Raw genomic sequence first — 25,784 nt, 5'->3', positions numbered from 1 at the left:
GGGGTTTAGGATGAGTACTACAAAAGAAAAGCCACCAAACTAACGCTACTGGTTCCCGGGGGGAGTCAGACCAAAGATGCGGCAGTTCTGAAATTCGGGTTCGACACTGATAAATACGTCGCCCTCTGCTTTCTTAAACCAATCTTCAAGCGCATTGTTTTTCTTGTTCATCAACACGATCTGCGCTATTTTTTCGTAGTCGTCGCGAAGATTGGCCGTATGGGGCTCCGATTTACTCTTGTACCACAAAATCCGGACGGCACTCCGGCCGTCTTCGGTCCGGTAGGTAAGCGGCGCACTGAAGCTCCCAACTTTCATGGTATCAATGGCAAAGTACAGGGCCGGGTCCATAGAGGCGTCCAGTGGAAGTCGGCCAACGCCCGTCTGGGGGTCTTTCAGAATTCCCCCCGCGTCGGCGGTCAGCTTATCTTCGGAGTTGTCTTTGGCCGCCCGGGCAAAGGTCAGGGAGTCACTCTGAATCAGAACGCGCAGGCTGTCGAGGTAGCGCGTTGCTTCGGTTACGTCGGTACCCCGGTTGTAGTCGGGGCGCAGCAGTAAGTGACGTGCGCGGTACTCAGCCCCCCGGGTTTCCACCAGTTGAATCAGGTGGTACCCAAACTGGCTCTCTACCACGTCCGAAATCTCACCGGGCTTCAGCGCCAGCGCGGCCCCTTCAAATTCGGGTACCATCATACCCCGTTTGGTAAAGCCCAGGTCACCTCCCTGTTTGGCCGAGGCTACGTCTTCCGAGTAAATCTGGGCCAGCATGGAAAACTCTTCTCCGTTGAGGGCCCGCTTCCTGAAATCCACAAGCTGGTTACGGAGTTTATCTTTTTGTTCTTTGGTGACGGTAGCCACCCGCACAATATGACCAATTTCTACTTCCGAAGGGATGTAAGGAAGACTGTCTTTGGGAATGGCATTGAAAAACTTCCGGACTTCGCTCGGGGTAATTTTTACATCACCGGCTATCGTCTCCTGCATGGTTTCCACGACCATCTGCTCTTTTACCTGCTGGCGAAGTTCACTTTTAAGTGCGTCAATGCTTTTGCCGTAAGCTTCAATGATGTTCTTCTCGGAGCCAAACCGCTGGATCATGTAGTCCATCCGGCCCGCCAGTTGTCCTTCTACCATTTTATCGTCCACGGTTACGGAGTCAATCTCGGCTTTGGCCAGCAACATTTTGTTAATTATCAGCGACTCCAGCAACTGACAGCGCTCGGGTGCCTTTTGTCCCTGGGCGGCATAACTCTGGTATAGTTCTTCCAATTCTGACTTCAGAATATAGTAGTTATCTACCCGGGCCACAATTTTATCAATGCTTATGCCTTTTTGTCCCTGCGCAAAACTGGTTAGGGAAACTCCTAATAGTATTACCGTCAGGAGGTTACGAAACAGGTGTTGGTTTATTTTCATGTTGGGTTTTAATATCAATGGCTAAATTACGTCTATCGGATGAGTTTTTCTAACTCTTGTTCATTGACTTTTACCGGATAACGCGCCCGAAGCGAATCGAGCCACTGTTTTTCCAGAACTTTCTGATAATCATTAATAACGCTGCCCCGCGCTTCGGCAAAGGTTTTAGGGCGGGAGGGCTCTATAGTATTTATTTGTACCCATACTACTTCACCGGTTCTGTTATACACCTGCTCACCCGCTTCCCAACGGGCCGGGCTGAGGTATTCGTTGTCGCGGGTAAAGTACCCTTCGGCTATACGAACGGCACCCTCCGGCCGGTCCTCCAGACGGGCATTGATGGCTTTTTCTACATCCTGCCGGGACCGGCTGAAAAACTGAAAACTAATGCGGCGGTTACGGTCTGCCTCGGGTACCGGACGGAAAGAGCCGTGGTCTTTTTCCATGATGCGGGTAAGCGATATATTATTACTGGTCAGGTACCTGACTACATTGCGCAAACGGGCCGCCGAAACGGAGTCCGGCTCAGTTCCGGTGCGGTGCGCGGATACTTCGATGGTATAGGCCGGGTTACGAAGCATAATCGCCATGACTTCAAACAGTTTTTCCCGCATCCGGGGCAAAACTTCACTCTTTCCTTCTTCAAAAAGTAACTCTTCACCTTTTCGCTGCAGCGGGTAAGGCGTTTGCGACAGGGCCTGGCGTACTTCGCGAAGTACCGCGGTATCCGCCGCTACCACCACCGTGGCCAGCGCCCGTTCGGGATAACGGTAGTTAGCCAGATTCTGCTCGTACAATCTGCGCTGCCCCACCGAGTCGGCCAGGGAGCGCTCCCAAACGTTCTTTTCCATTACCTGCGACAGCAGTACTCCTTCTCTCAATTCATTGATGAGCGCCCGATACTCGGGGTTTCTGGCTTCCAGATTGTCCCTTTGGTAGGTAATGAGTCTTTCGTCGAGGAAATCGTTGTAAAGACGGTTAACAATCGCGGTTGGCGAAGATTTTCCGGAAGCTGATACAGCCATCCCGGGCCTATCCTGTCCCGGCCGGGCCAGGCCAGCGGCGGTTGTCCGGCGGTCCTGGTGGGTTTTAATATAATCCAGAAAATCACGGGCGGAAAAAGTCTGTTTTTCAACGGAAAAAAGAATCTTACCGGCCAGCGTATTAGGCAGAGGCTCGGGGTAAGTCCAGCGACCGGTTACCAGCGTACTGTCGGCCAGGCGGGATACCTGCGTAAGTACCTCAGGGTACTCCTTCACCGTATACTGGCTGCGGAGCCGGTTGGCCAGGTTTTTCTCCATAATCCTACCGCGTGAGTCCGTCAATACTTTCTGACGAAGGGCGGGAGCTACTATGTTATAGGAGTCAAGGTTTTTCCTTTCTACCAGCCTGATTATGTGCCAGCCGTAGGGAGTCTGGACCGGTTTGGAGTAGCTACCCGGCGCTTCGAGGGCAAAAGCAGCTTCTTCGAAGCCAGGTACATTATCACCCGTACCAAAGAGGGGCAGCATGCCGCCGGATTTGCGGGATTGAAAGTCATCCGAATACGCTTCCACTACTTTTTCCCAGGCTTCGCCGCTCAGTAGCCGGGCGTAGGCTTCGTCAATACGTTTTTTGATGGCCGCTTTGTCTGCCTCCGGGGGATTGGGGTTGGTGCGGGTCATAATGTGTGCCACCCGTAGTTTACCCCGGCTGGGCCGACGGTGGTGTACCTTAATAAGGTGGTAACCCGAGGTAGTCCGCACGGGATGGGAAATTTCTCCGGCGGGTAGTTTGTAAGCGGCCGTTTCGAAAGGGTACAACGTCTGGAAAGCGGTGAAGTACCCCAGGTCGCCGCGGTTGGCGGGGGCCGTGGGATCTTTGGAAAACTTTTCGGCCATTTCGGCAAAATCAGCGCCTTCCAGCAGGCGACCGCGCATGGCAACCGCTGCCCGGTGGGCCGACAGGGTATCGGCCGGGGAAGGGTCGGGCGGTAAGGCTATCAGAATATGGGAAGCGTGTACCTCCTCTTTGAGGCGACCGTAGGCTTCGGTGGCCATTTCTTCCACCAGGTTTTTGTCGACCAGGTAGTTTTTGGCGAGTTGTTCCTTGTACGAAGCTATTTCTTCCTGAAAATCAGCCGTGGTATCCCGGCCTTCCTGCTGGGCGGCCAGTACTTTCAGCTTCATATTGGTGTATAATTCAAAATACTCACTCGCCGAGAGGGCTTTGGAGGAATCTGCCGAGAAACGATTTTTGGTATAAGACTGAAAAAACTCGTCAGTACTGAAGGTACGGTTGCCCAGCTGAAGCAGGACGGGTGCCTCCGCTTTTTGCGGCTGCGGCGGGGCGGATGTTTTGCAGGAACCAATAAGGAGGGTGGCAGATAGTGCCCAAAGCAAACGGGGGGTACGCATAGACTCAAAAGGGTTCTTTAGCAAAGCTGAAGAGGTACATGTAGATTAATAAACAAGTTCAGCCGGTAAATATTGTACAAGACCCAAAGTTAGGGGGTTTTGGTACAGGATAAAAACACAAATCGTCAGCGTTTTGGTTTCACACGGACGGTACTTGTACGCAGGTCATAGGCCAGTTCGTAATGAAAGGTAGTACCCAGGCTACCCCCCCTGAACTGCAGGGGTACCTGCACGAGGGGCGTAGCCGTGGCCTTCTGGTAGGTTAGCTCGGTACTGTGCTGGCCCAGCATATCGTCGTTGTCAAGGCGGTCGGCCAACTGGAAAGCCACTCCCGCCGCCGAAAGCCCCAGGGACAGGTACTTAATGGGCGTCAGGGCTATGTCGGCCAGCTCGGCCAGTCCGGCCGGTACTTTCACAATGTCGTGGTACTTTCTGATTTCGGTCAGCGTGCGGCGGGCCCGGTCGTAGTCGTCAACCTCCACCAGTACCAGCGAGGCAATCAGCTTTCCTCCTTTGGGAATCCGGATCTGGATGAGCTGAAAGGTTTTTTCGTCGAAAGTCTGCCCCTGACGGGTGTCCTGAATACCCCAGCTACCGTTAACGGTTTCTACGGCTTTGCCACCAGCGTCAATGGTAGTAAGCGCGTAGGCCATGAGCAATTCATCACTGCGCGATACCGTCTCTTCCAGGTCCAGGGCCTTGAGCGAAGTAACCTGCAGGCTGGTCAGGGTTTGACGGGAGGCCTGGCAGGAGGCCATATAGGCCAGGGCCATAACCGCCAGAGCTGCTTGTTTTATCCGATTCATTTTTTGACAGCTACCTCCGGTTCCTGCTGGCTGAGGCAGTGGAAACTACCCTGCCCCCATATAATTTCGGAGGCCAGTAACGGTAGTACTTTGCGGTCAGGGAAGGCATCCTGAAGAATATCCACCGCTATCTGGTCGTGGGGATTGTTGAATACCGGTACTATGACCCCCGCGTTACAAATCAGGAAGTTGGCGTAGGAGCCGGGAGCCCGGAAATTATCAATCAGGACGGCCTTTGGCATGGGTAGTTCTATGACGTTGAGTGGCTTGCCGTTGAGCAGGCGCATCTGTTTCAGGAGTTTCAGGTTGGTCTGGAGTACTTCGTGGTTCTCATCGTTCTTATCCCTTTCCACGCAGGCTACTACCGTATCCTCATTCACGAAGCGTACCGTATCGTCAATATGCCCGTCGGTGTCGTCGCCAATGATACCGTCCTCGACCCAAAGTACCTGCTCTACACCGTAGTAGTTATGGAGGTACTCTTCAATTTGCTCCTGGTTGAGGTGCGGGTTGCGGTTGGGGTTGAGCAGACACGAGCGGCTGGTCAGCAAGGAACCGGCCCCATTGAAGTCAACGGACCCACCTTCCATAATGATCCCCGGCTGTACCGCCAGCAGCCCCAGGTGGCGGGCTATTTCCAGGGGGGTCCGGTCGTCGTCGTCGTAAGGAGGGTACTTGCCGCCCCAGGCGTTGTGGCCCCAGTCCACAATCATTTTCTGGCCCGTTTCGGGGTTAATCAGGAAAGCCGGGCCGTGGTCGCGGCACCAGGCGTCATTGGTGGGTTTTACCACAAACTCAATCTGGTTGAGGTCTACGCCAATGGCATCCAGGCTTTCGGTTATGAATGCTTTCAGGGGTTCGTCGTTGGCTACAATGCCCACCTTTTCGCCCTGACTGATGGTTTTGATAAATTCAAGGTACTGCGGACGCATCCGGTCTAACTTGTCGCCCTGCCAGGAGGCTTCGTTATGGGGGAAAGTCAGCCAGGTAGCGCGGTGCGGGTGCCACTCGGCCGGAAACAAAAAGCCCAGTTGTTTGGGCGTAATAGTAAGGTCGGAAAGCGTGCTAGTTTGTTCCAAAACCAAATGGGTTAAATAAAATTACTACGGTTGGGTAGGTGCGACACAAAGTTCTAAACGAAAGAACAAAATACCAGCTAAAAAGTGTCACCTCATTGGGAAGTTCCTTTATTTATCACAGTGTTATTCTAACCAAAAAGGAATCAGGTTTGTGAGTATTTGAAAATAACAGGTTGACCTGCTTCTACTTAACCTGCCATTTAAGAAAGTTTTAACCCACCGGCAGGCTGTGTTTCTTTGGCTGCGCGACCTGAAGAAGTACTCGGGTACCGGCATTGGGCTGGCTATCTGCCGGAAAATTGCCGAGAATCATAAAGGTACTATTTCGGCCAGCAGTATACCCGGGCAGGGAGCCACCTTTACTGTTTTACTTCCCGTTTATTCAGAAGTACCTAAGCCAGCCCTCTGACAGGCCAGGCGCAATCAATTCTTCGAAAATTCTGTTTTTCAGGTACTTGCTGCTACTTTTTCCGGTAGGGTTGCTTTTTAAACGGACGTAGATTATTATTGTAAAGCGCTATATACCAAACACAAAGCCATGAAAGACATTATTCTCTACGCCATTCCGGTTTTTGTGGGGTCCATTGTAGTGGAGGTTTTTTACCTGCGCCATCTCCAGCGCCACCAGGACCACTACCAGACCAAAGATACCGTCAGCAGCCTTTCGATGGGTATTGGCAATGTCATAACCGGTTTTGTGTCCAAGGCGGTGGTGTTCGGGGTTATTGTGCTGTTTTATCAGTTTCGGTTTTTTGAGCCGGACCGCACGCAGTGGTGGTACTGGGTCGCTCTCTTTTTTGCCGACGACTTCAGCTACTACTGGTTTCACCGGACCAGCCACGGGGTCAGGTACTTCTGGGCCTCGCACGTGGTACACCATTCGTCGCAGTACTATAACCTGGGCACGGCACTGCGCCAGACCTGGACCGGCAACCTGTCGGGGAGTTTTATTTTTTACCTCTGGATGCCGCTGCTGGGCTTCAACCCGGTCGATATACTGCTGATGATGTCCATCAGCCTGCTGTACCAGTTCTGGATTCATACCGAAACTATCCAGAAACTACCCCGGCCCATTGAGTTTATCTTTAACACGCCTTCGCACCACCGGGTACACCACGGCTCCGATGTGGAGTACCTCGACAAAAACCACGCGGGAATCCTGATTATCTGGGACCGGCTGTTTGGTACATTTCAGGAAGAAGGAAAGCGCCCCCGCTACGGCCTGACCAAAAACCTGGATACCCACAATCCCTTCCGGATTGCGCTGCACGAGTGGCTGGATATGGGGAAAGATGTCGGCCGGGCGCCTTCGTTCAAAGCCGCACTGGGGTATATATTCGGCCCGCCGGGCTGGAGCCACGACGGCTCCCGGCTGACTACCGAACAAATGCGACGGGAAATCCGGGCCGAACGCCAGCCCCGGGTACAGGAAGAGTCAGATATAAAATTGAATGATGTGGGCTCGCCCTACGCTTGAGGCGGGGCAATGAGGGAGGATAAGGCCGGTTAAGTACCTTCAAAAAGAAAGTACCTAATCATGATCATGGGTTTTTTTATCCTTGTCTAAGCGTATGTCCTCGCTGTAATGGTTCTGTTTGAAGATCGAATCGTGAATAACCCGGGCGCGCTCGCCACTTTCCTCGGCCTTTTCACGAAACAAAGCAGCGGAAGCGGAGTCCTCTAACTCGGCAAAGTGATCGCTGATGTTTTTTAGCAGCATGTTCATTTCTTCCAGCCCCCGCATCGACTGCCACAGCATCTTCTCCACCGATTCGGAAACCTCGGCCAGTAACGAGCTGGCGGTATAGGCGTGGCCGGTATGGCACCTGAACCGTATTATTTTGCCTTCCACCAGCCTGACCAGCGCCCCGTGGCATTCCGGACAGGTAAAAGGCGTCAATTCCCCCATTTCCATAATTCCCATTTCAAAAGCATCGTCCTTTGTGGCGATGATTACCTCCGTTTTTAATCTTCTCAGCGCCTCCTCCGAAAATTTGTACTTTTCGGGTATCGGCTCTTTTATCAGGCCGGAAATCAGTGGCCCCATATCTTCTGCTGTCAGGACATAATCGGCCTCAACCAGTTCAAGTACATTGATGGGTAACTGCGGCTGTTCAGCATCGTCGGGTAACTGAACTATGGCCAGGCCTCCCATCTCTTTAATGGTCCAGAGCCCCGAAGCCCCGTCGTTCAGGATACCGGACATAATGATGCCCACCACGCGTGTGCTGTATACATAGGCCGCCGAACGGAATAGCGCATCAATAGAAGGCCGGAACCGGTTTTCTTTCGGACCTCTTTTAACCATTACCTTCCCCTCCTGAAGTAATAAATGATGGTCGTTTCGGGCTATATAGATCTTTCCGGGCTCAATCTCTTCCCCATCCCCGGGATGTACCGCTTCCAGCGGTCCGGCGTTGGAAAGTATCTCGGGCAATCTTGATTCAGTGTAGGTAGGTATATGCAACACAATAAAAACAGAGCCCTTGAAATCTTTGGGCAGATTATTTACAAAAGCCTTTAAGGCAGGTACCCCTCCGGAAGAAGCACCTACTACTATGATATCACGTGTTGTCATAATCCTGATTTTTAGGGAGTATACACCTGAGCAGCAGCCACAGCCACACCGTATGGTATCTAAAGTCCGGTCAGGTTTATTTTGTTATCAATAAACCAGAGTTTTTCGGGTTTTAGTATAATTCTGCCCGTTGACTAGGTGAGCGGAAGTGGGCTGCCCGGCGGAAGCGAGGGTACTAACGGGAAGGGCTATACTATCAGATCCGGACCTGGTTAAAAGCCAGCCAGTTCTTTGCCATTCCGATATACCTTTTCAAATAATTTTCGGTCAGGAAGATATTAGACCAGTTGTCGAAGCGTTGGGACTGCACCCCCAGATAAAAAATCCAGATGGAAAGTCCCGCCAGCGGCAGCCATTTTTTCTCTTCGTCGGTAAGTACTGTAATGGTTTCATAGCCCGCCAGAAAATGGTCCAGCCTGGCCTGGTACTGCACCTTATCCGGCTCGGTATGGTACAGCTGCATAATGAAGTAAGCCAGGTCGTAGAGCAGGTACCCATTGCCGCAAAAATCAAAATCGAACAGCGTAGCTTCCTGCTCGTCTGTGATGTTCATATTGTCGTACCATATATCCAGGTGTACCGCCCCCGAGCGGAGGGCCCGGGTGTCCATCTTTTGAATTTCGGTGCGCAGGTACTCTCCGGCTCTTTTGACAAACTTCATTTCCTGATTTTCTTCCGGAAAGTGCCGCCGGGCGTACTCATAAGGCAGCTCAGTAAGGGTGTGGAGGTTGTAGGTGACCCGGTTCAGGATTAGGGGCCGGGTAAGCTGGTGCATTTGCGCCATGAGGGTACCTAGCCGATGGCATAATGGTAAGGAGAGGTCCCGGATTTTTTTGCCCTCCGCATAGGTGAACAGGACCCCGTACCTGGGTCCTTCGGGTGCCGGCAGGGCTTGAATATACGTACCTGCCCGGTCGGCTACCGCATACGAAACCGATAAATCGTTGGCCTTTAAAGTCTCCAGCAGGCGTATTTCCTCGGCTATTTCTGCCTCCGAGCGCCAGTCCAGGCTGTATACCCGGAAAACAAATTTTTTCTTCTGATCCGTAATTATATAGGAATCATTGATTCCCGTTCTGAACAGCGTGCAGGTAGTATCGGTACCAAATCCGTATTTTTCTGTAAGAAAATGGCCCAGGTGCCGGGCCGATAAGGTAGAGTTGGTAACGGGGAAAATTGCCATGGGGATAGGAGGAGTAAAGGTACTTAGGAGTAATTAAAGTACTTAGGAATATCAAAGGACTAACGGCCACCCGTTATGTACGAAGCCTCCTCGAACAGCAGTACTTTTTTCATGATAGAAGAGATCTAATGGGCTGGGCCTGGGTAATGAAATATTTTCGGTTGCAAAAGAAGCCCCTTGGGGTAAAAATAGAAAAAAACTACCCTTGTTACCAAGTCCTGCCCGGAACTTACCTCTGTTTGGTGGCCCTGAGTACTTAGAGGGTACTATCTGGTACGGGGTCGGGAGTTCGGTGTATCATGAAGTACCCCACTACAACCATACCTACTGACAGGCCCAGAAAACCATAGTTCCAAAGGTCGACGTTGGGGGTTATTTCCCGCACGTTGTGAAGCTTGAGCAGGTGGTGGTCAATAACGCCCTCAATGATGTTGAACAGCCCCCAGCCCAGAATGAGCCCACTCACCAGTAACCGGCCCGAGCGGTCGATGTCGCGGCGGTGCAGGAGTTTCCAGAGTAGTACAATGCCGATAATAACGACGATCAGCGTGAATGCGTGGAAAATACCGTCCCAGAACATATTTACGCTTTTAAGAACCAGGGTGGTAGGTGGCATCCGGTTGGAGAGCATTTCGTGCCATTGCAGGATCTGGTGCAGGAATATACCATCAATAAATCCACCGATACCAATGCCCAGGACCGTGGAGGCGGTGGTCAGCGGTACCGGGTTGAGGTACTGACCACCCGGATTTGCCGCCAGAAAGGACGTATGCCTACGGGTAGAAAGTACCGCCAGCCCCGCAACCACCAGCGCCAGTACTATAAAAGCCGACAGCATGGTGACCAGGTTGGGCAGAAAGGTACTGTCGTAAATTTTTTCCTGTACGCGCGCGTCGCAGGTAGTACAGCACAGGCCCCTCAGGCTACAGAGCAGAAAAGTGGTAAGTATCCCTATTCGTTTCATATTCACGGGAATTTGATGGTAGGGATGCTACTAAAAATAGTTATGCCAGAGTTGACAAGGGTAGTAGGGTACCTGCTGGAAATGGAGGAAAGCCGGGCGAGCCAGGTCAAAATTCTTCTTCGGGTGCCGGCGGTTTTACAATGGTTGCCAGCCGGGCGGGGGCTACTTCGCAGTAGGCGGCGGTGAGGGCATCTTTCAGCATTTCTTCGGGTACCCGCGTCAAATCTACGTGCGTCCAGCCTTGCTGACCCCAGTTGTTGGGTACGGGGTAGATGATCGTCCGGTCGTAGAGCGTAAAAAGGTCCTGGTCCCGCTCGGATAGTTTAAGCGTGGCCCGCTGCTCTTTCATATTCAGCGTCGCAAAAATCTTTTTGCCTACCCGAAAGGAAGGCTTCTCAAAATGCGGCTGCTCCGTGGTTTCGGGGAAGGAGAGGGCCAGCTGGCGGAAGTGGTCAGGGAATGGCATGGTACATATCTAAATATCCCTGCAAATTTAAAAATAAATTTTATATTTGCAGGGATGATACAACGATTGTTAGAGAGTAAGTTTGCACGTTCCCTGGAAGAATTTCCGGTAACCGGAATCATTGGTCCCCGGCAGATTGGCAAAACAACGCTGGTGCGTCAATGGCAGACCGGCAAGGATATGGTATATCTGGATTTGGAAAGGAATTCAGACCTGAACAAGCTGCAAGACCCAGAATTGTTCCTTACCCAGGTAGCTGATAAAACGGTAGTTCTGGACGAAGTGCAGCATCTGCCCGAACTTTTCCCGCTTCTGCGCTCGCTGGTCGATGACGACCGGCGGCCCGGTCGGTTTGTGATTCTTGGTTCGGCCTCGCCGCCACTACTAAGGCAGAGCTCGGAAAGTTTGGCGGGACGAATCAACTACCTGGAAATGTTTCCGCTCAATTTGCTGGAAGTCGGACAACAGCTTACCTGGCAGCAGTTATGGCTGCAGGGTGGTTTTCCGGAGCCCGCCTTGTCTGGCAAAGCCACTTTTGTTCAAAGCTGGTACCGCAACTTCATCCAAAGTTACGTGCAGCGTGATCTCCCGCTCTACGGCTTGCCCGCCGATCCGAAAACGACCCGACAATTGTTGCAAATGATTGCCTCGGCCCATGGCGGGCTATTGAATTACAGTACGTTTGCCAAATCGCTCGAACTTTCGGTTCCGACCATAAAGACCTACCTCAGCTTTCTGAATAATGCTTTCCTGACCACTCTGATCGCGCCCTGGCATACCAATTTAAAGAAGCGCCTGGTCAAATCTCCGAAACTCTACATTCGCGACTCGGGTATGCTTCACTATTTGACCGGAATCAATGATTTTGAAAGCCTATTGGGAAATGTTCGGGTGGGTAATTCGTGGGAGGGTTTTGTTATTGGTCAAATCGCGTCGGTACTGGAATCGGACGATGAACTGTACCATTACCGAACCCAGGACGGTGCCGAAATAGACCTGCTTGTCCGGCGAAACGACCGCTGGCTCCTAGCCGCCGAAATCAAACTTACTAATGCGCCTACCCTCACCAAAGGTACCCATCTGGCTATGCAGGATTTGGGCATAGAGCACCTGCACGTCATCACGCCTGGTGCAGACACTTACCTTATTGCCGAAAAAATTACGGTGATCAGTTTGGGAAGCGTGTTGGAAAGATTAAAAGGGTAGGCATTTTCACAGATGAGCAAGTACCAGGGAAGGTTTCTCTTGGAAGGAATTGGGCTCAACGAAGACTTAAAGTACTTACCTACGCCAGGTACTCCTCCTTCCGGGTAGTTATGGCTAGCATGACGGCATCCCAGAGGCGGAGGCGGTAGGTAAGGGCGGTTTTGACGGCCTCGGTGGCTTTTTGCCAGAGCGTGTCGTCGTCCAGGCAAAGTTCCTCGGTCATCTGGTAAGCCAGGTGGGAATGGTGGTCGCCGTCCATTTCGATATGGCGCTCGAGGTAGTACCTAAGCAGCCCCACCTGATCGGGAAAGCGCTCGCTAAGCTCCTTCACTATACTGATAAACATATCAGGAATGAGGTCTTCGCGGCCAAAGGTAAAGACCGCCGCCTGCACCGGTACCAGGCTTTTTTCTATGATATCAAAGGTATGCTGGACAAACTCCTGCGCCGGTGTATTGGCCGCTTCAAGAGCACCCGCCAGCGGTCCACCCGAGCGCAGGTCGGCCAGCAGGTTCCGGATGCGACTGGTGTCGGCACCGGCCTGTTCCATGGCTTCCAGGTACAATTCAAAATGGCTCATGTACCGTCCCTGCGGGTCTACGTCGCTTTCTTCTCCCAGTACGATTTCATTGATCAGGTAGCGGGTTTGGGGATTACCTTCGGGCATCCAGGGCAGGGTAACGCAGGTCAGGGCTTGCTGCAGGGATTTCAGGAGCGACATAAAGTCCCATACGGCAAAAACGTGAATCTCCATAAAGGTGCGCAGGTCGTCCAGCGACCGGATGTGGTTATAAACGGGGTGATTGATCAGTTGCTGGCGCAGGGGTGCTATATCGTCTTTGAGGCGTTGTATGCGGGGACTGTGTTTAGGATTCATAAGGGTGGTCGGTTACATTAGTAGTCTAACTTTCAGGAGTAAATCCATAGAACCGCCAAAAGGTTTAATATAAAAGTGGGCTATTTAGTTAAAGGCAGGTTCCTGAAACTGGATTATTCCCTCCGATAACCCCTGATTCGCCCCAGGACTTACCAGCCAGGGGGCGGCTAAGTACCTTCAGGAGCAGATTGTCAATTCAGTTAAATATTCTGACGATTGGGATTGCTAAATAACCGGTTGATACAACAGGTACTGGCTGAACCGCCGGGGCGCTGCTACTTTTGAGCCACCAAAGAAAAATCACCCATTCATCATTAGCCATGAAATTCAAAACTTTTACCCTGGTCCTGGTTGTGCTGGGTACCTTGTTGTCCACCGGAAGTCAGGCGCAGTCTGCCACCAAAAAATTTACGCTGGGTCTTAAGATAGGAGCCAACTACTCCCAGATTAATGACCTGGCTTACAAAACGCCCCGGCTGGATATGAACGGCCTGCCCGTACTGTCGGGAGGAAACGTGGTCTATGACTTTTTTCAGCAGAATGATGCCCATTCAACGGGTCTTGTCGGGGGAGTATACGCCCGCATCGGCCGGACCCTCTACCTGCAACCCGAAGTACTTCTCTCGGTGAAGGGAGGCAAAATGAACCTGATCCGGGAGGGCATGGAAACGCTGTCGCTGAACGCGAAGGTAGGTACCATTGACCTGCCGCTGTTGCTGGGCCTCCGGCTGGGACCGGTCCGGATCAATGCGGGCCCCATGGCGTCGCTGACGGTGATGAACGGGGATTTGAAAGAGGCGATTAAACAGTACTCCAATCAGTCAATTTCCCAAACCGCCCGGCAAGCCCAGTTCGGATTTCAGGCGGGTATCGGTATCGCTTTTTCGGGGATGCAGCTCGATCTGCGGCGCGAGGGTAGCCTTAGCAGTCTGAAGGGTACCTCTACGGTTGAAGATCCGCTGGCGGTTCGTTCGTCACTCTGGCAGCTGACCGTCGGCTTTGGCCTGTAAATTTGAATAGGAAGGTTGCAATAAATAGTAAAAGCACGCTTCCTGGTAGAGGCGTGCTTTTTTCTGATTAATAGAGAGGAATAATTAATCCTCCTGATCAATATATCGTTTGGTAATGGGCTGGTACGAGTCTATACGACGGTCGCGGAAGTACGGCCAGGTAGTGCGGTAATGATCCAGTTTTTCCAGATCCAGCTCCTGCACGTGTACCAGTTCCTCATCGTGCGGGGCCTGGTACAACAATCGTCCGTGCGGATTGGCAACAAAAGAGCCACCCCAGAACTGCTGGTCGGCTTCGCGGCCTACCCGGTTTACGGCTACTACGTACACCCCGTTAGCTACGGCATGTCCGCGTTGAATGGTTTGCCAGGCACCGTACTGTTCTTCATTGATCAGCGGATCGGCTTCGTTGGTATCCCAGCCAATGGCGGTGGGGTAAAAAAGGATTTCTGCGCCCATCAGGGCGGTAATCCGGGCTGCTTCGGGGTACCACTGGTCCCAGCAAATCAGGACCCCGAAGGTCGCGTACTTGGTCTTGAATACTTTATAACCCAGGTCGCCGGGGGTGAAGTAAAACTTCTCATAATAACCGGGATCGTCGGGAATGTGCATTTTGCGGTACTTGCCCAGGTAAGTACCATCGGCATCCAGAACCGCCGTGGTATTATGGTAAAGTCCGTGGGCCCGCTTTTCAAACAGGGAAGCGATAATAACTACCCCCAATTCCCTGGCCAGCTCACTCATATGATGGGTCGTAGGACCGGGGATGGCTTCGGCCAGACTGAAGTTGGCGTGACTTTCGACATCACAGAAGTACAGCGAGGTAAACAGCTCCTGCAGGCACACGATCTGAGCGCCTTTAGCGGCGGCTTCGCGTACTTTTTCGGAGGCTTTCTGCACGTTGGTCTGTACATCATCCGTACAGCTCATCTGTACGATCCCTACGTTTACTTTTTTATTCATTGACTTTACGGGTAGCGGCTATCTACGGTTTAACTATAATTGTACTACTAAGTAAACCCTATTTTCTTCTTCGTAGTTCTCTCAGTTCAAAATTGAAGGGCAGGTCGTTCATGCAAACAATTCCCATCTATTCGCCCGCCAACCGAAGTGCTTCTTCCTCTATTTTGTTGGATAATCGGAAGTTTGATTGTCTGATTTTAGATAAGAAAGGCCTTATGGAAGGAATAATTCCGGTTAACTTTGCTTTTACCAGTAGGCCAACAGTACCCGTTATTTTTAGATTAAGTTTTTCTGCTACCTGCCGGGCCTTATAGTCATCCAAAATCACGGTACAACCGGGTATTTCTAAGGCTAAGGCGATAGTACTTGACTCTCCTTTGTCAATTTGTAATTCGAGTACCTGCTGAATTACTTTATTAGCGGGAAACTTTATATAGACCCAATCAGGTAGGGGTAAAGCATACTCATCGGCTACTTCGGCCGTGGTGGTAACACTTCCGTAGACATTCTGGAGGAGATTCAATGCACCTATGTTGGTAAGAAAGATAAAGCAGCTGGTATCCGCAATGACTACTTCAGGCATTCTGTATGTCCCGGGCTAAGTCAGAGGCAGGATGATTGATGATAGCAACATCATATTTACTTAGAAGCTCAGCAAAGGTTCGCTTACTCAGCCCTACTAATTCAGCCGCCTGACCAAGTGAAAGTTTGCCCTGTTCGTACAGCCTTGAAGCGACGATCATAGCTACTTCTCTGTCATCAAGGTCTATGTAGTCTGGTATGTTCAGAGTTAGAGTCTTCATTTATTGAAGTTACTAAAATTACAGCAAATAACAACTAAAAACCGCTGCTTAGGTAGAAGCTGCCTATAAAACTCTATTTTCTTCTTCGTAGTTCTCGGAGTTCAAAATTGAAGGGAAGGTCGTTCATGCACTTGAAATGGCCCAGCGGGCAGCGCTTGTAGCCGATTTTGGAGCAGGGGCGGCATTTGAGGGTATTGTTTTCCAGCACCACGAAAGGCGTCTTGTACGGGTACATACCAAAAAGCGGAATGGTATTGCCCCAGATAGAATACGTTTTCTTTTTAAAAGCCGCGGCAACGTGCATCAGTCCCGTATCGTGGGTAAAGACCAGCCGGGACTGCCGGATAAGCGAAGCCGACTGGTGAAAGGTACATTTGCCGCAGGCATTCATGATAAGCGCATCGCCCAGGTACTGACGAACTTCCTCGCCGGCCTCAAAGTCTTCCTTGCCACCCAGTAAGATTATGGGATAGTTAATTTTGCGACACAGCTCAATAATACGGCGGGTGGGGAGTTTCTTGGTGTTGTGTTGCCCGCCAATCGCATAAGCCACAAAGCCTTTGCGGTGGGTTGGGGGAATCCATTCCTGCTCAACTTCGTCGCGGTAGGGGATAAAGTAGTCAAGCCCCTGCTCATCATTGATTATACCCAGCGGCGTGACCGTGGCCATGTACCGATCCACAATATGAACCTGCGGCAGCAGATTTACCTTGAAACGTGCGAGCAGGAACTTCTGTACATTGAGCTTGGGAAAGCTGTACGCCTTTACTCCAAGTGCCAGCTTTATGCGCAGGGTACGCAGGTTGTTGTGCAGGTCAATGATATAATCGAATTTCTCTTTTTTTAGCTGGGAAATCAGGCTGTTGGTATTGTCCTCCAGGCACCATAATTTATCGACGTAGGGATTTTTTTCCAGGATAAATGCATACTGTGCTTTGGTGCAGTAGTGTACCTCCGCGCCCGGATGCTGCTTTTTAAGGCAACGAACGACGGGCGTTGTTAGGACGATATCACCGATGGATGAAAACCGTAGAACAAGAAATTTGATAGGCTTACTCACGATCGTACCTGGCTTCAAGGATTTGTTCGGGCTGTAACCTCGCCGGACGCCGGTGCTTCCACCGCTTGTGGCTCCAGAGCCAGTTACCGGGCTGCTTCACAATATCATTTTCCAAGATCCGGATTTGTTTTTCCAGTACTCCGTTGACGGGTAGTACGGCAGGCTCCTCGGTTATGGGAGTAATATCCAGCCAGTAGTACCCCCTCCGCTCCTCGTCGCGCCGCAGGTCAGCATAAACAACCGGCAGGTCATACTTCCGGGCTATGGCCTCAACGCCCCGGTACACGCCGGTATCCTGGTGGAGGAAGCGGGTCCAGTAGGCCGACCTGGGGTTGGGCGACTGGTCATTGACCAGAAAAAGCAGGTAGGGACGGGTGCGGGGCTTCAGTAACTCGCCGTAAATTTCCCGCATAGGTACCATGGTACCGCCAAAGCGGGTACGCATCTGCCGGAACCACTCCTCAAATCTTTGATTGCTTAAGGGTTTATATACGACGATACATTCATGCTTAAACGTAGCCGAAGCAAAGAGGTTGGCCAGTTCCCAGTTGCCCCGGTGCCCCAGCACAAACACGGCGCTTTTACCGCGCGCATACAGGTCATTGATGACCGAGATATCGCCAACCAATCGCTCCTGCACGTCCTGAACGGAGGCCTGACGTAGCTTGAGAGTTTCCACGATGAGGTCGGTGAAGTGGCGGTGGAAGGCCCGGGCAATAGGCCGGAGCTGCTGATCGTTTTTATCAGGAAAACTAAGGCGCAGATTTTGCCAGATTACCTGCTGCCGGTACTTTACGAGGTTAAAAAGCAGCCAGCTCAAACCATCCGACAGGCGGTACAAATTCCTCCACGATAAACGCGAAAAGGCATTAAGTAGGGATATGAATAAAGTGGTAAGCAACTTTCCCGGCTAGATATTTTTACAAAAATAAGGTAAAACCCGAACGAATCCGCAGAAATAGGATTTGTAAAGGATAGTTGATACCTTCACCTAATCAAACTTATTCCAGGTACCTATGTTTGAAGGAATTTTTGATATTAAAAACGACCGTCGTCTCAGCGTCTATCTGTACCGGATGGGCTTTGGAATGTGGCTGATGTACCTGGTATTGGGAGCGCCGGCGCTGGCCGCGTTTAAACACTACCGTTCCGACTGCGGCATGCTGTCCATGATGCTGATGGTAGTTGGGTTTTCGGCCTCTATGGTATTCGAGTACTTTCACAACCCGCACGCCTACGAACAAAAGAAGAAGTGGCTGTTTGTGAGCTACTTCGTGCTGGCGATAATAATCTACTTCCTGGAATTTAAAGACCGGACCATTACGCTGGATGCGGACTGGACAACGTTGCTGCGGTGGCTGTCTTAGCAGCCAACCCACTCTGAATGTCTTTCAGGACATTAAATCTTTCTTCTGTGTAATGGCCTGTACGCACCCATTGAGTTGGTCGGGCAGGGAAGCCGCTTTACCGATAACAATAATGGCCGGTGAACTGATGGCGCAAATCTGGGCCAGGGGCAGAATATTACTAATCTTGCCGGTTACTACTTTCTGGGTAGGCAGGGAGCCGTTTTGGATAATGGCAATGGGTTCGTCGAATTTGTTCAGCTGGGAGTAGATTTCCACAATCTCCGGGAGTTTATGTACCCCCATCAAGACCACTACCGTGGCCGACGACTGGGCCGCCAGTACCAGGTCAGAGGATAGCAAATGGGACTTGGTAGTACCTGTTACCACCCAGAAGCTTTCGCTGACGCCCCGACTGGTCAGGGGAATACCCGCCAAAGCCGGTACGGCATAACTGCTGGATATACCCGGAATCACTTCCGACTCAATACCGTGCTTTGCCGCAAATTCAACTTCCTCGTAGCCACGTCCGAACACATAGGGGTCACCCCCCTTGAGGCGTACTACCTCGCCGTACTGCAGGGCATACTCTACGATCATATAGTTGATAACGTCCTGGCTGGCGCTGTGCTTCCCAAAACGCTTCCCTACGTGTACTTTTACGCAGTCGCTGGGGCAGTGAGCGAGCAGATCAGGATGAACGAGCGCATCGTATAGTACCACCCGTGCCTGCTGCAGGGCTTTGATTCCTTTTAGGGTTATGAGTTCAGGATCGCCGGGACCGGCACCTATCAGGGTTACTTTCATGCTGCTTTTTATTATCGGCCGGTTGCGGGGGTGGATGTCCCAGGCAACCGGCCGGTTACTCCTTTTACTCTTAACTATCCTGACCGAAAGTCAGTTCCTGTAAGGTAGGTTCACCTTCTTCGGCCAACAGTTTTTCACGGTAGTTTTTCAGTTCAAACAGGAATCTGGAAGCTGATTCGACAAACCCACGGGCAAACGCCTCGGTAGGTTCGTTTTTATTGATGCTGAATACCAGGTCGCGGAAACCCCGCAGCTCAGCGCCCTGGGCTACCGGATAAAACAGGCTGCCAAAGTGCTCGTCAAAGTCTTTGGCGACACCGTGTTGCGTATTGGTAGACACCCCTTTGCCGATAAGCAGAGCTTTGGCACCCGTAATGAACACGTTGTAGGCGTGGTAAATGGCATCTGCCCATACCCCGGCTTCCAGATTATCATTCGCCTGAATAAACTTCTCGTCGGCCTCAATGAGCGTAGTGGCTACCAGGTCAATGATGACGCTGGCACATTCACCAACCCCAATCTCCGTCTTGAACAGTTCATCGTGTTCCCAGTCGCGGTAGTCACTTTCTTTAACGGTGGTCAGGTCCGCGAGGGGCTTTAACAACTGATAGAAGTAGTTTTTAGTCTGGCGCTGGTAGTAGTCATTGAAGTACTCGCCTTCGAGGGCGTTGGCGTCGTAGTCGGTCAGGAGCAGGCGCAGGGCATCCGGTCCGCGCTTGGTCGGAATCTTAATTACCTTATCACCAATCTGGCCGTCGCCGGACCCGGCAAAACCACCACCCAGCAAAAACTGCATAGCGGGCAGTACGTACTTGCCGTTTTTGATGGAGCTACCGTGCATACCTATGTTACAGGCGCTATGCTGACCGCAACCGTTCATACAGCCGCTGATCTTTATCTTGATATCGTTGTTGTAAATAATATCCGGAAACTCTTCCTTCATTACTTTTTCGAGGGCGCGGGTAATCCCGTAGCTGCTGGAAATAGCCAGGTTACAGGTATCAGTACCGGGGCAGGTTGTAATGTCGGCAGTACTGTCAAAACCCGGATCGGCCAGCCCCAGGGCGTTCAGTTTCTGGTAAACGACCGGCAGGTCTTCGGCTTTGATGAATCGAAGCAGGTACCCCTGGTTGACCGTTACCCGGATATCGTCGGCGGCGTACTGACGAACAATGTCAGCCAACTGACGGGCCGTTGAGGAATGCATGTCACCCAGGAGCAGGCGGATCTGCACCGCATACCACCCCGGCTGCTTTTGCTCTAATACGTTGGTTTTTACCCAATGCGTATACTGTTCCTGCTGGCTGGCCTCCAGGGTAGATTTGCCCAGTTCAATGATAGCATCTTTGCCTAGGGATTCACGGGTTCCGTAGCGAGCACCCTCGTCCGTAGCGTTTACTATATATTCCTTGTTTTTCAGCGCCGGCCACTCTTCCTGTACTTTCTCCATAAAGCCTTCCAGACCCAGGTCATTGAGTAGGAACTTCATACGTGCCTTATGACGACGGGTACGCTCACCGTAGCGGTCAAATACCCGGATGACAGCTTCAGTAAATGGAATGGCGTATTTATCTTCGAGGAAAGAATAAGCCTCCTGCGCCGGGAACGGCTGTGCACCCAGTCCACCACCTACCAATACCCGGAAGCCTTTTACTTTTTCACCTTTTTCGTTTACACCCCATTTGGCAATAAGACCTACGTCGTGCATGAAGGCAAAGGCGGAGTCTTTTTCAGAGGCAGAAAGCGCTATCTTAAACTTTCGGCCCATATCCTGGCAGATAGGATTTCGCAGGAAGTACTCAAATACGGCGTGGGCGTAGGGTGTTACGTCAAAGGGTTCGTTGGGGTCAATACCTGCGTGGGCAGAAGCCGTCACGTTGCGAACCGTATTGCCACACGCTTCCCGAATGGTAATATTGGCGTCTTCCAGATCGGACCAGAGCTGGGGTGAATCAGCCAGCTTTACAAAGTGGAGCTGAATATCCTGACGGGTAGTTGCGTGCAGGTTACCAGTAGCAAATTTATCCGATGAATCAGCGATACGTACCAGCTGGTCAGCGGTTATGCGGCCGTGGGGCAGCTTGATACGAATCATTTGTACGCCTGGCTGTCGCTGGCCGTACACACCTCTTGTCAGGCGGTACCGGCGGAAAGCTTCTTCGGGTACTTCACCCGAGGTGAAAACGCCAATCCGGGACTGAAGCTCGTGGATATCTCGCTGGGCTGCTTCGGAAACGTTGTCGGTTATAGTTAGATTTTTCATTAGCTTGAAATTTCTTAAACTCTATCGGAATAGTATATTATTGAGACTGAACTAAACGGAGAAAAAGACTCCGTTTTTAAATTTTAATCTACCATGCAGGCACCTACCGTCACATTGGAGGTTTCGTCAATCAGGATAGCGCCTCCGTTTGAACGGTTTTTCTGGTAGGAATCGTAGGCAATGGGCTGGGCCGTGCGCAGTACTATGCGGGCTACATCGTTGAGTTTCAGACTTTCGACATCGTCCAGCTGCTCATACGTGTTGATATCAACCCGGTATTCAATACTACGAACCGAACAACGCGTACGGGTAGTTCCATGCTGGAGCGTAAATTTGCCTCCTACTTTCAAGTCTTTGCGATCGTCCATCCAGCATACCAGCGCTTCAATGTCCTGGCTGAGGTTTGGTAGGTTATTGGCAGGTACCAGCATATCGCCCCGGCTAATGTCAATATTATCTTCGAGCAGGATAGTTACCGACTGGGGCGCGTAGGCTTCTTCCACTTCCTTGCCACCTACTTCAATTTTAGCGATTCGGGTAGTACGCTCCGACGGAAGTACTACAATAGATTCCCCTTTACGGAACTGGCCGCTCTGGATGCGTCCGGCGTAGCCACGGTAGTCGTGCAGCTCTTCGGTCTGGGGACGAATTACGTACTGTACCGAGAAACGCCCGTCCTGGTGGTTAAGCTCGTTCAGTACGTTTACGTTTTCAAGTACCGACAGCAAAGTTTCGCCCTGGTACCACGCCATAGCTTCGGACCTATCCACGATGTTGTCGCCGTTGAGGGCACTTACGGGAATAATGGTCAGGTTTTTAATCCGCAGCTTGTTGGCAAGCTCTTTGTAGGCACTGGCAATGGCCAGGAATTTATCTTCCGAATAACCCACCAGGTCCATTTTATTGATGGCCACTACTACGTGGGGTAAACCCAGCAGGGAAGCAATCAGCGAATGGCGACGGGTTTGCTCCACTACCCCGTGGCGGGCATCTACCAAGATAATGGCCAGGTCGGCATTGGAAGCGCCGGTCACCATGTTACGGGTGTACTGAATATGTCCGGGTGCGTCAATACTGATAAACTTACGGTTGGGCGTTTGGAAATATTTGTAGGCTACGTCAATCGTAATTCCCTGCTCCCGCTCCGAACGCAGTCCGTCGGTCAGGAGTGCCAGGTCAATCTCACCGTCATTGCGGGTTTTGCTGGCGCGTTCGATGGCCTCCATCTGGTCGGCCAGAATATTTTTTGTATCGTAAAGCAAGCGGCCAATCAACGTACTTTTTCCGTCGTCTACGCTACCTGCTGTAATAAATCTGAGTAAGTCCACCTCTAATTAATTTTGAATGAGTGATTTAGTGAAGTAGTGAATAGCGGTTTAGAAACTTAGACCATTCAAGCTTTACACTCCACTTCTGTTTTTTAATCCTACGAACTTCATCGAAATAAGTTTGCATCAAACTAATTCTAAATCAAGGATTTATCGTATAGAAACCAGGGAGTTGGCAAGATATAAGAACTATAAGCTAATCGCTAACAGCTACTTAGTTAAAAATATCCTCCCTTTTTGCGGTCTTCCATGGCGGCCTCGGTCTGCTGGTCGTCAATGCGGGTTTCACCACGCTCGCTGATGCGGGAAATGGTAATTTCAGCCACTACTTCCTCCAGGGTAGCCGCACTTGATTCTACCGCGGCAGTACAGGTCATGTCACCTACCGTCCGGAAACGTACCTGGCGGGTAACAATCTGGTCGTACTCGTCCTTTTGGATAAAGTCAGTATTGGCCAGCAGGCGACCATCGCGCAGGATACACTCGCGCTGGTGGGCAAAATAAATGCTCGGAAGGGGGATATTTTCCCGGTGAATGTACGACCACACGTCCAGCTCGGTCCAGTTGGAAATGGGGAATACCCGTACGTTCTCCCCTTTGTGGATCCGACCGTTGAACAGGTTCCAGAGCTCAGGACGCTGGCGCTTGGGGTCCCACTGACCAAACTCATCGCGAAAGGAGAAAATACGCTCTTTGGCGCGGGCTTTCTCTTCGTCGCGGCGGGCGCCACCGATGCATGCATCAAACTCAAACTCTTCGATCGTGTCCAGCAGGGTGTAGGTCTGAAGCCAGTTGCGGCTGGCATTTTTACCCGTTGGTTCTTTCAATCCCTTGGCTTTGATGGTATCCTCAACGTACCTTACAATAAGCCTGGCACCGGTACGGGCAGCCAGTTCATCGCGGTACCGGATGGCTTCGGCAAAGTTATGTCCGGTGTCCACGTGTACCAGTGGGAAGGGGATTTTTCCGGGTGCGAAGGCTTTTTCGGCCAGCCGAACCAGGGTGATGGAATCTTTGCCACCCGAAAACAGCAAGGCGGGACGTTCAAATTGTCCGGCTACTTCACGCATGATGTAGATGGCCTCGGCTTCAAGCTGATCAAGGTAGTCCATGCTGGGACGTTCGAGGTTAGGGAATTGATTGACTGCTACTGACATAGTTTTCTTACTACGAGTTGAATGCTGTACTAACAGCTTTATTATCAGGGCAAGTTCTGGACTTCTTTATATTCTTCTTTACAAAATACAGAACCTTGAAATAGTATTATTAAAGTACTTATTTGGCGTGCAGGCCGCACTCTTTTTTGGATTCGTCTTCCCACCACCAGCGGCCGGCCCGGAAGTCTTCACCCTCACGAATGGCGCGGGTACAGGGGGCACAGCCAATACTTACGAAGCCTTTGTCATGGAGGGGATTATACGGTACGTTATAAACTTTCACGTACTCCTTTACCTTCTCAAATGACCAGTGGAGTATTGGGTGGAACTTAAAGAGTTGGTGCGCTTCGTCCCATTCCAACTGGGGCATATCCTGACGATTGCCCGACTGTTCGGCCCGAATACCAGTCACCCATATTTTAGCGCCTTTAAGGGCCCGGTTCAGGGGCTCTACCTTGCGGATGAAGCAACATTCTTTCCGGTTTTCGAGCGAATCATAAAAGCTCAGCGGCCCCTTCTCACTTACCAGATTTTCTACGGCGGTAGTCTGTGGGTAGTAGACCTGAATTTTAGTGTCGTAGCGGTTATTTGTTTTCTGCAGGGTCAGGTAGGTTTCATTGAACATCCGGCCCGTATCCAGCGTGAATACTTTAATAGCTACGGCATTGCGATAAATAAGGTCCGAAATGACCTGATCTTCGTACCCCAGGCTGGTCGAAAAAACGACCTCACCGGGAAAGAGTTCCGCCAGAACAGCCAGTGCCTCCGCTTCGCTTTTACCGGCGATGGCCGCTGTTAATGACTCCAATTCTGCATTAGCACTTCCTACCATGCTATTTGAAATTTTTAGTATCGTATTTTAATTAAAATTTTATCTGTCAATATTCTCCTTGAGCTTTTCAGCACTTACTTCGGCTGCCTGCTCAAAATCTTCGATCAGATCTTCTACTGCTTCCAGCCCAACCGAAATCCGGATAAGACCTTCGGTAATACCCAGCGCCGCCTTTTCGTCGGCTTTAAGTTTGGAATGGGTAGTCGTAAAAGGATTCGTAACGATGGTACGGGTATCGCCCAGGTTTGACGACAGGGAAGGTATCTGCAGGGCGTTAAAGAACGCGCTTACCCGCTCAAAGCCTCCTTCCAGTTCAATGGTCACAATGGCGCCGCCCGCGTTCATCTGCTGTTGGGCCAGTTCGTACTGTGGGTGTGAGGGCAGGTAAGGATAATTGACCTGCTTTACATCCGGGTGTTGCTCCAGGGCCTGGGCCAGCTTCAGCGCATTGGATGAATGTTTCTCCATCCGGAGTTCCAGCGTTTCGAGGCTCTTGCTAAGTACCCAGGCGTTGAAGGGCGACAGGGAGGGGCCCGTCTGGCGACAGAAAAACCGGATCGGCTTGATGTATTCTGCTTTGCCGACCACTATTCCACCCAATACACGGCCTTGGCCGTCCATGAACTTGGTCGCCGAGTGAACTACCAGATCAGCGCCAAATTCGGCGGGACACTGAATGGCGGGGGTTGCAAAGCAGTTATCTACGTTAAAAATCAGGTTATGCTTTTTGCAGAGGCGTCCGATCATAGCCAGGTCAACCAGATCCAGCCCCGGGTTGGAAGGTGTCTCGAGGTAGACCATGCGGGTGTTGGGCTGCACGGCAGCCTCCCAGTCGCTTTCGCTGGCATTCGCGTCGAGGTAGGTATAGGTAACGCCCCATTTGCTCAGAATCTGGGTAATGATCTGGTGCGCAGAACCAAATAAGGCCCGGCAGGCCAGCAGGTGATCGCCTGACTGCAGCAGCGCCGCCATACTGGCAAATACGGCCGCCATTCCGGTAGCCGTTGCCACGCCATCCTCGCAGTCTTCGAGCATGCACACCTTGTCAACAAACTCCTGCACCGACGGGTTGGAAAACCGGCTGTATAAGTTGCCCGATTCGGTTTCGTCAAATAAGGCTTTGCCCTGCTCAGCGCTTTCGAACGTAAAGCTGCTGGTCAGGTACAAGGGGGTAGAGTGCTCGCGGTTTTGCGATTTTTTGCTTTGGATACGTATGGCTTTGGTCTGTTTTTTCATACTTAAAG

The 25,784-nt window shown here is 51.4% G+C and carries 25 protein-coding genes; 5 read left to right on the top strand and 20 right to left on the bottom strand.

Annotated elements, in window-relative coordinates; genetic code table 11:
- Window positions 1-45: 45 nt before the first annotated feature.
- The 4 genes from VGN67_RS17610 to VGN67_RS17595 form a co-directional block, all read right to left on the bottom strand.
- Window positions 46-1,416 (bottom strand): peptidylprolyl isomerase, encoded by a 1,371-nt coding sequence (locus VGN67_RS17610; protein WP_327488167.1) that lies wholly within the window; start codon window positions 1,414-1,416, stop codon window positions 46-48.
- 32 nt (window positions 1,417-1,448) lie between these two features.
- On the bottom strand, window positions 1,449-3,812 hold the full coding sequence (locus VGN67_RS17605) for a peptidylprolyl isomerase (RefSeq protein WP_327488166.1): 2,364 nt from the start codon (window positions 3,810-3,812) through the stop codon (window positions 1,449-1,451).
- 125 nt (window positions 3,813-3,937) lie between these two features.
- Window positions 3,938-4,618 carry a hypothetical protein gene (locus VGN67_RS17600; RefSeq protein WP_327488165.1) on the bottom strand — a complete coding sequence of 227 codons (681 nt, stop codon included), beginning with the start codon at window positions 4,616-4,618 and terminating at the stop codon, window positions 3,938-3,940.
- A complete protein-coding gene (locus VGN67_RS17595; protein WP_414717339.1) occupies window positions 4,615-5,703 on the bottom strand; it encodes an agmatine deiminase family protein in 1,089 nt (362 codons plus the stop codon). The genes VGN67_RS17600 and VGN67_RS17595 overlap by 4 nt, the downstream gene beginning before the upstream one ends.
- 223 nt (window positions 5,704-5,926) lie before the next feature.
- Here VGN67_RS17595 and VGN67_RS17590 point away from each other — a divergent pair, with 223 nt between their 5' ends.
- Together VGN67_RS17590 and VGN67_RS17585 are read left to right on the top strand one after the other, a co-directional pair.
- Window positions 5,927-6,106 (top strand): ATP-binding protein, encoded by a 180-nt coding sequence (locus VGN67_RS17590; protein WP_414717338.1) that lies wholly within the window; start codon window positions 5,927-5,929, stop codon window positions 6,104-6,106.
- Window positions 6,107-6,235: 129 nt separating this feature from the next.
- Entirely contained in the window at window positions 6,236-7,174 is a 939-nt protein-coding gene (locus tag VGN67_RS17585) for a sterol desaturase family protein (protein WP_327488163.1), read from the top strand.
- A gap of 54 nt (window positions 7,175-7,228) precedes the next feature.
- Here VGN67_RS17585 and VGN67_RS17580 read toward each other — a convergent pair whose 3' ends face one another.
- The 4 genes from VGN67_RS17580 to VGN67_RS17565 all read right to left on the bottom strand — a co-directional run bounded on the left by VGN67_RS17580 (window position 7,229) and on the right by VGN67_RS17565 (window position 10,888).
- The gene (locus VGN67_RS17580) at window positions 7,229-8,275 is read right to left on the bottom strand and encodes a chemotaxis protein CheB (protein WP_327488162.1); all 1,047 of its coding nucleotides are present in this window, start codon (window positions 8,273-8,275) and stop codon (window positions 7,229-7,231) included.
- Window positions 8,276-8,471: 196 nt separating this feature from the next.
- A complete protein-coding gene (locus tag VGN67_RS17575) occupies window positions 8,472-9,458 on the bottom strand; it encodes a phosphotransferase enzyme family protein (RefSeq protein ID WP_327488161.1) in 987 nt (328 codons plus the stop codon).
- Between the two features lie 256 nt (window positions 9,459-9,714).
- Window positions 9,715-10,422, bottom strand: a complete 708-nt coding sequence (locus VGN67_RS17570) for a DUF2243 domain-containing protein (RefSeq protein ID WP_327488160.1) — start codon at window positions 10,420-10,422, stop codon at window positions 9,715-9,717.
- 106 nt (window positions 10,423-10,528) lie between these two features.
- On the bottom strand, window positions 10,529-10,888 hold the full coding sequence (locus VGN67_RS17565; protein ID WP_327488159.1) for an MmcQ/YjbR family DNA-binding protein: 360 nt from the start codon (window positions 10,886-10,888) through the stop codon (window positions 10,529-10,531).
- Between the two features lie 54 nt (window positions 10,889-10,942).
- Here VGN67_RS17565 and VGN67_RS17560 point away from each other — a divergent pair, with 54 nt between their 5' ends.
- A complete protein-coding gene (locus tag VGN67_RS17560) occupies window positions 10,943-12,094 on the top strand; it encodes an ATP-binding protein (RefSeq protein WP_327488158.1) in 1,152 nt (383 codons plus the stop codon).
- A gap of 79 nt (window positions 12,095-12,173) precedes the next feature.
- On the opposite strand, the gene VGN67_RS17555 is transcribed toward VGN67_RS17560, so the two are convergent.
- A complete protein-coding gene (locus VGN67_RS17555; protein WP_327488157.1) occupies window positions 12,174-12,971 on the bottom strand; it encodes a DUF3050 domain-containing protein in 798 nt (265 codons plus the stop codon).
- 320 nt (window positions 12,972-13,291) lie between these two features.
- Here VGN67_RS17555 and VGN67_RS17550 point away from each other — a divergent pair, with 320 nt between their 5' ends.
- Window positions 13,292-13,981, top strand: a complete 690-nt coding sequence (locus VGN67_RS17550) for an outer membrane beta-barrel protein (RefSeq protein ID WP_327488156.1) — start codon at window positions 13,292-13,294, stop codon at window positions 13,979-13,981.
- A gap of 84 nt (window positions 13,982-14,065) precedes the next feature.
- Here the strand turns inward: VGN67_RS17550 and VGN67_RS17545 are convergent, their stop codons facing one another.
- From VGN67_RS17545 to VGN67_RS17525, 5 genes are all read right to left on the bottom strand, one after another.
- Window positions 14,066-14,944 carry a carbon-nitrogen hydrolase gene (locus VGN67_RS17545; protein ID WP_327488155.1) on the bottom strand — a complete coding sequence of 293 codons (879 nt, stop codon included), beginning with the start codon at window positions 14,942-14,944 and terminating at the stop codon, window positions 14,066-14,068.
- 127 nt (window positions 14,945-15,071) lie between these two features.
- On the bottom strand, window positions 15,072-15,527 hold the full coding sequence (locus VGN67_RS17540) for a DUF3368 domain-containing protein (protein WP_327488154.1): 456 nt from the start codon (window positions 15,525-15,527) through the stop codon (window positions 15,072-15,074).
- Window positions 15,520-15,747: a UPF0175 family protein gene (locus tag VGN67_RS17535; protein ID WP_327488153.1), complete on the bottom strand. Its 228-nt coding sequence runs from the start codon at window positions 15,745-15,747 to the stop codon at window positions 15,520-15,522. The genes VGN67_RS17540 and VGN67_RS17535 overlap by 8 nt, the downstream gene beginning before the upstream one ends.
- Window positions 15,748-15,820: 73 nt before the next feature.
- Window positions 15,821-16,807: a glycosyltransferase family 9 protein gene (locus VGN67_RS17530; RefSeq protein ID WP_327488152.1), complete on the bottom strand. Its 987-nt coding sequence runs from the start codon at window positions 16,805-16,807 to the stop codon at window positions 15,821-15,823.
- Entirely contained in the window at window positions 16,800-17,708 is a 909-nt protein-coding gene (locus tag VGN67_RS17525; protein ID WP_327488151.1) for a lysophospholipid acyltransferase family protein, read from the bottom strand. Before VGN67_RS17525 ends, VGN67_RS17530 begins: the two co-directional genes overlap by 8 nt.
- Window positions 17,709-17,823: 115 nt before the next feature.
- Here VGN67_RS17525 and VGN67_RS17520 point away from each other — a divergent pair, with 115 nt between their 5' ends.
- Window positions 17,824-18,174: a hypothetical protein gene (locus VGN67_RS17520; RefSeq protein ID WP_327488150.1), complete on the top strand. Its 351-nt coding sequence runs from the start codon at window positions 17,824-17,826 to the stop codon at window positions 18,172-18,174.
- Window positions 18,175-18,198: 24 nt separating this feature from the next.
- Here VGN67_RS17520 and cobA read toward each other — a convergent pair whose 3' ends face one another.
- The 6 genes from cobA to VGN67_RS17490 all read right to left on the bottom strand — a co-directional run bounded on the left by cobA (window position 18,199) and on the right by VGN67_RS17490 (window position 25,776).
- Window positions 18,199-18,960 (bottom strand): uroporphyrinogen-III C-methyltransferase, encoded by a 762-nt coding sequence (gene cobA / locus VGN67_RS17515; protein WP_327488149.1) that lies wholly within the window; start codon window positions 18,958-18,960, stop codon window positions 18,199-18,201.
- A 70-nt stretch (window positions 18,961-19,030) separates the two neighbouring features.
- Complete coding sequence (locus VGN67_RS17510; RefSeq protein ID WP_327488148.1) at window positions 19,031-21,223, bottom strand: HEPN domain-containing protein; 2,193 nt, start codon at window positions 21,221-21,223, stop codon at window positions 19,031-19,033.
- Between the two features lie 83 nt (window positions 21,224-21,306).
- On the bottom strand, window positions 21,307-22,551 hold the full coding sequence (locus VGN67_RS17505; protein ID WP_327488147.1) for a sulfate adenylyltransferase subunit 1: 1,245 nt from the start codon (window positions 22,549-22,551) through the stop codon (window positions 21,307-21,309).
- 218 nt (window positions 22,552-22,769) lie between these two features.
- Window positions 22,770-23,663: a sulfate adenylyltransferase subunit CysD gene (cysD, locus tag VGN67_RS17500; protein ID WP_414717348.1), complete on the bottom strand. Its 894-nt coding sequence runs from the start codon at window positions 23,661-23,663 to the stop codon at window positions 22,770-22,772.
- Between the two features lie 163 nt (window positions 23,664-23,826).
- Window positions 23,827-24,540, bottom strand: a complete 714-nt coding sequence (locus VGN67_RS17495; protein ID WP_327488145.1) for a phosphoadenylyl-sulfate reductase — start codon at window positions 24,538-24,540, stop codon at window positions 23,827-23,829.
- A gap of 39 nt (window positions 24,541-24,579) precedes the next feature.
- Window positions 24,580-25,776: a trans-sulfuration enzyme family protein gene (locus tag VGN67_RS17490; protein ID WP_327488144.1), complete on the bottom strand. Its 1,197-nt coding sequence runs from the start codon at window positions 25,774-25,776 to the stop codon at window positions 24,580-24,582.
- Window positions 25,777-25,784 lie beyond the last annotated feature (8 nt).

The organism is Telluribacter sp. (assembly GCF_035998675.1).
Taxonomy (GTDB): Bacteria; Bacteroidota; Bacteroidia; order Cytophagales; family Spirosomataceae; genus Telluribacter.
Note: the sequence above shows the minus strand (reverse complement) of the source record. Positions and strands in the feature narration are given on the sequence as shown.

Coding starts and splice junctions, on each gene's coding strand:
- VGN67_RS17600 (WP_327488165.1), bottom strand. CDS start 4,618: ATGAATCGGATAAAACAAGCAGCTCTGGCGGTTATGGCCCTGGCCTAT.
- VGN67_RS17565 (WP_327488159.1), bottom strand. CDS start 10,888: ATGCCATTCCCTGACCACTTCCGCCAGCTGGCCCTCTCCTTCCCCGAA.
- VGN67_RS17490 (WP_327488144.1), bottom strand. CDS start 25,776: ATGAAAAAACAGACCAAAGCCATACGTATCCAAAGCAAAAAATCGCAA.
- VGN67_RS17605 (WP_327488166.1), bottom strand. CDS start 3,812: ATGCGTACCCCCCGTTTGCTTTGGGCACTATCTGCCACCCTCCTTATT.
- VGN67_RS17540 (WP_327488154.1), bottom strand. CDS start 15,527: ATGCCTGAAGTAGTCATTGCGGATACCAGCTGCTTTATCTTTCTTACC.
- VGN67_RS17560 (WP_327488158.1), top strand. CDS start 10,943: ATGATACAACGATTGTTAGAGAGTAAGTTTGCACGTTCCCTGGAAGAA.
- VGN67_RS17495 (WP_327488145.1), bottom strand. CDS start 24,540: ATGGTAGGAAGTGCTAATGCAGAATTGGAGTCATTAACAGCGGCCATC.
- VGN67_RS17570 (WP_327488160.1), bottom strand. CDS start 10,422: ATGAAACGAATAGGGATACTTACCACTTTTCTGCTCTGTAGCCTGAGG.
- VGN67_RS17545 (WP_327488155.1), bottom strand. CDS start 14,944: ATGAATAAAAAAGTAAACGTAGGGATCGTACAGATGAGCTGTACGGAT.
- VGN67_RS17510 (WP_327488148.1), bottom strand. CDS start 21,223: ATGAAAAATCTAACTATAACCGACAACGTTTCCGAAGCAGCCCAGCGA.
- VGN67_RS17610 (WP_327488167.1), bottom strand. CDS start 1,416: ATGAAAATAAACCAACACCTGTTTCGTAACCTCCTGACGGTAATACTA.
- cobA (WP_327488149.1), bottom strand. CDS start 18,960: ATGAAAGTAACCCTGATAGGTGCCGGTCCCGGCGATCCTGAACTCATA.
- VGN67_RS17550 (WP_327488156.1), top strand. CDS start 13,292: ATGAAATTCAAAACTTTTACCCTGGTCCTGGTTGTGCTGGGTACCTTG.
- cysD (WP_414717348.1), bottom strand. CDS start 23,663: ATGGACTACCTTGATCAGCTTGAAGCCGAGGCCATCTACATCATGCGT.
- VGN67_RS17585 (WP_327488163.1), top strand. CDS start 6,236: ATGAAAGACATTATTCTCTACGCCATTCCGGTTTTTGTGGGGTCCATT.
- VGN67_RS17535 (WP_327488153.1), bottom strand. CDS start 15,747: ATGAAGACTCTAACTCTGAACATACCAGACTACATAGACCTTGATGAC.
- VGN67_RS17555 (WP_327488157.1), bottom strand. CDS start 12,971: ATGAATCCTAAACACAGTCCCCGCATACAACGCCTCAAAGACGATATA.
- VGN67_RS17580 (WP_327488162.1), bottom strand. CDS start 8,275: ATGACAACACGTGATATCATAGTAGTAGGTGCTTCTTCCGGAGGGGTA.
- VGN67_RS17575 (WP_327488161.1), bottom strand. CDS start 9,458: ATGGCAATTTTCCCCGTTACCAACTCTACCTTATCGGCCCGGCACCTG.
- VGN67_RS17520 (WP_327488150.1), top strand. CDS start 17,824: ATGTTTGAAGGAATTTTTGATATTAAAAACGACCGTCGTCTCAGCGTC.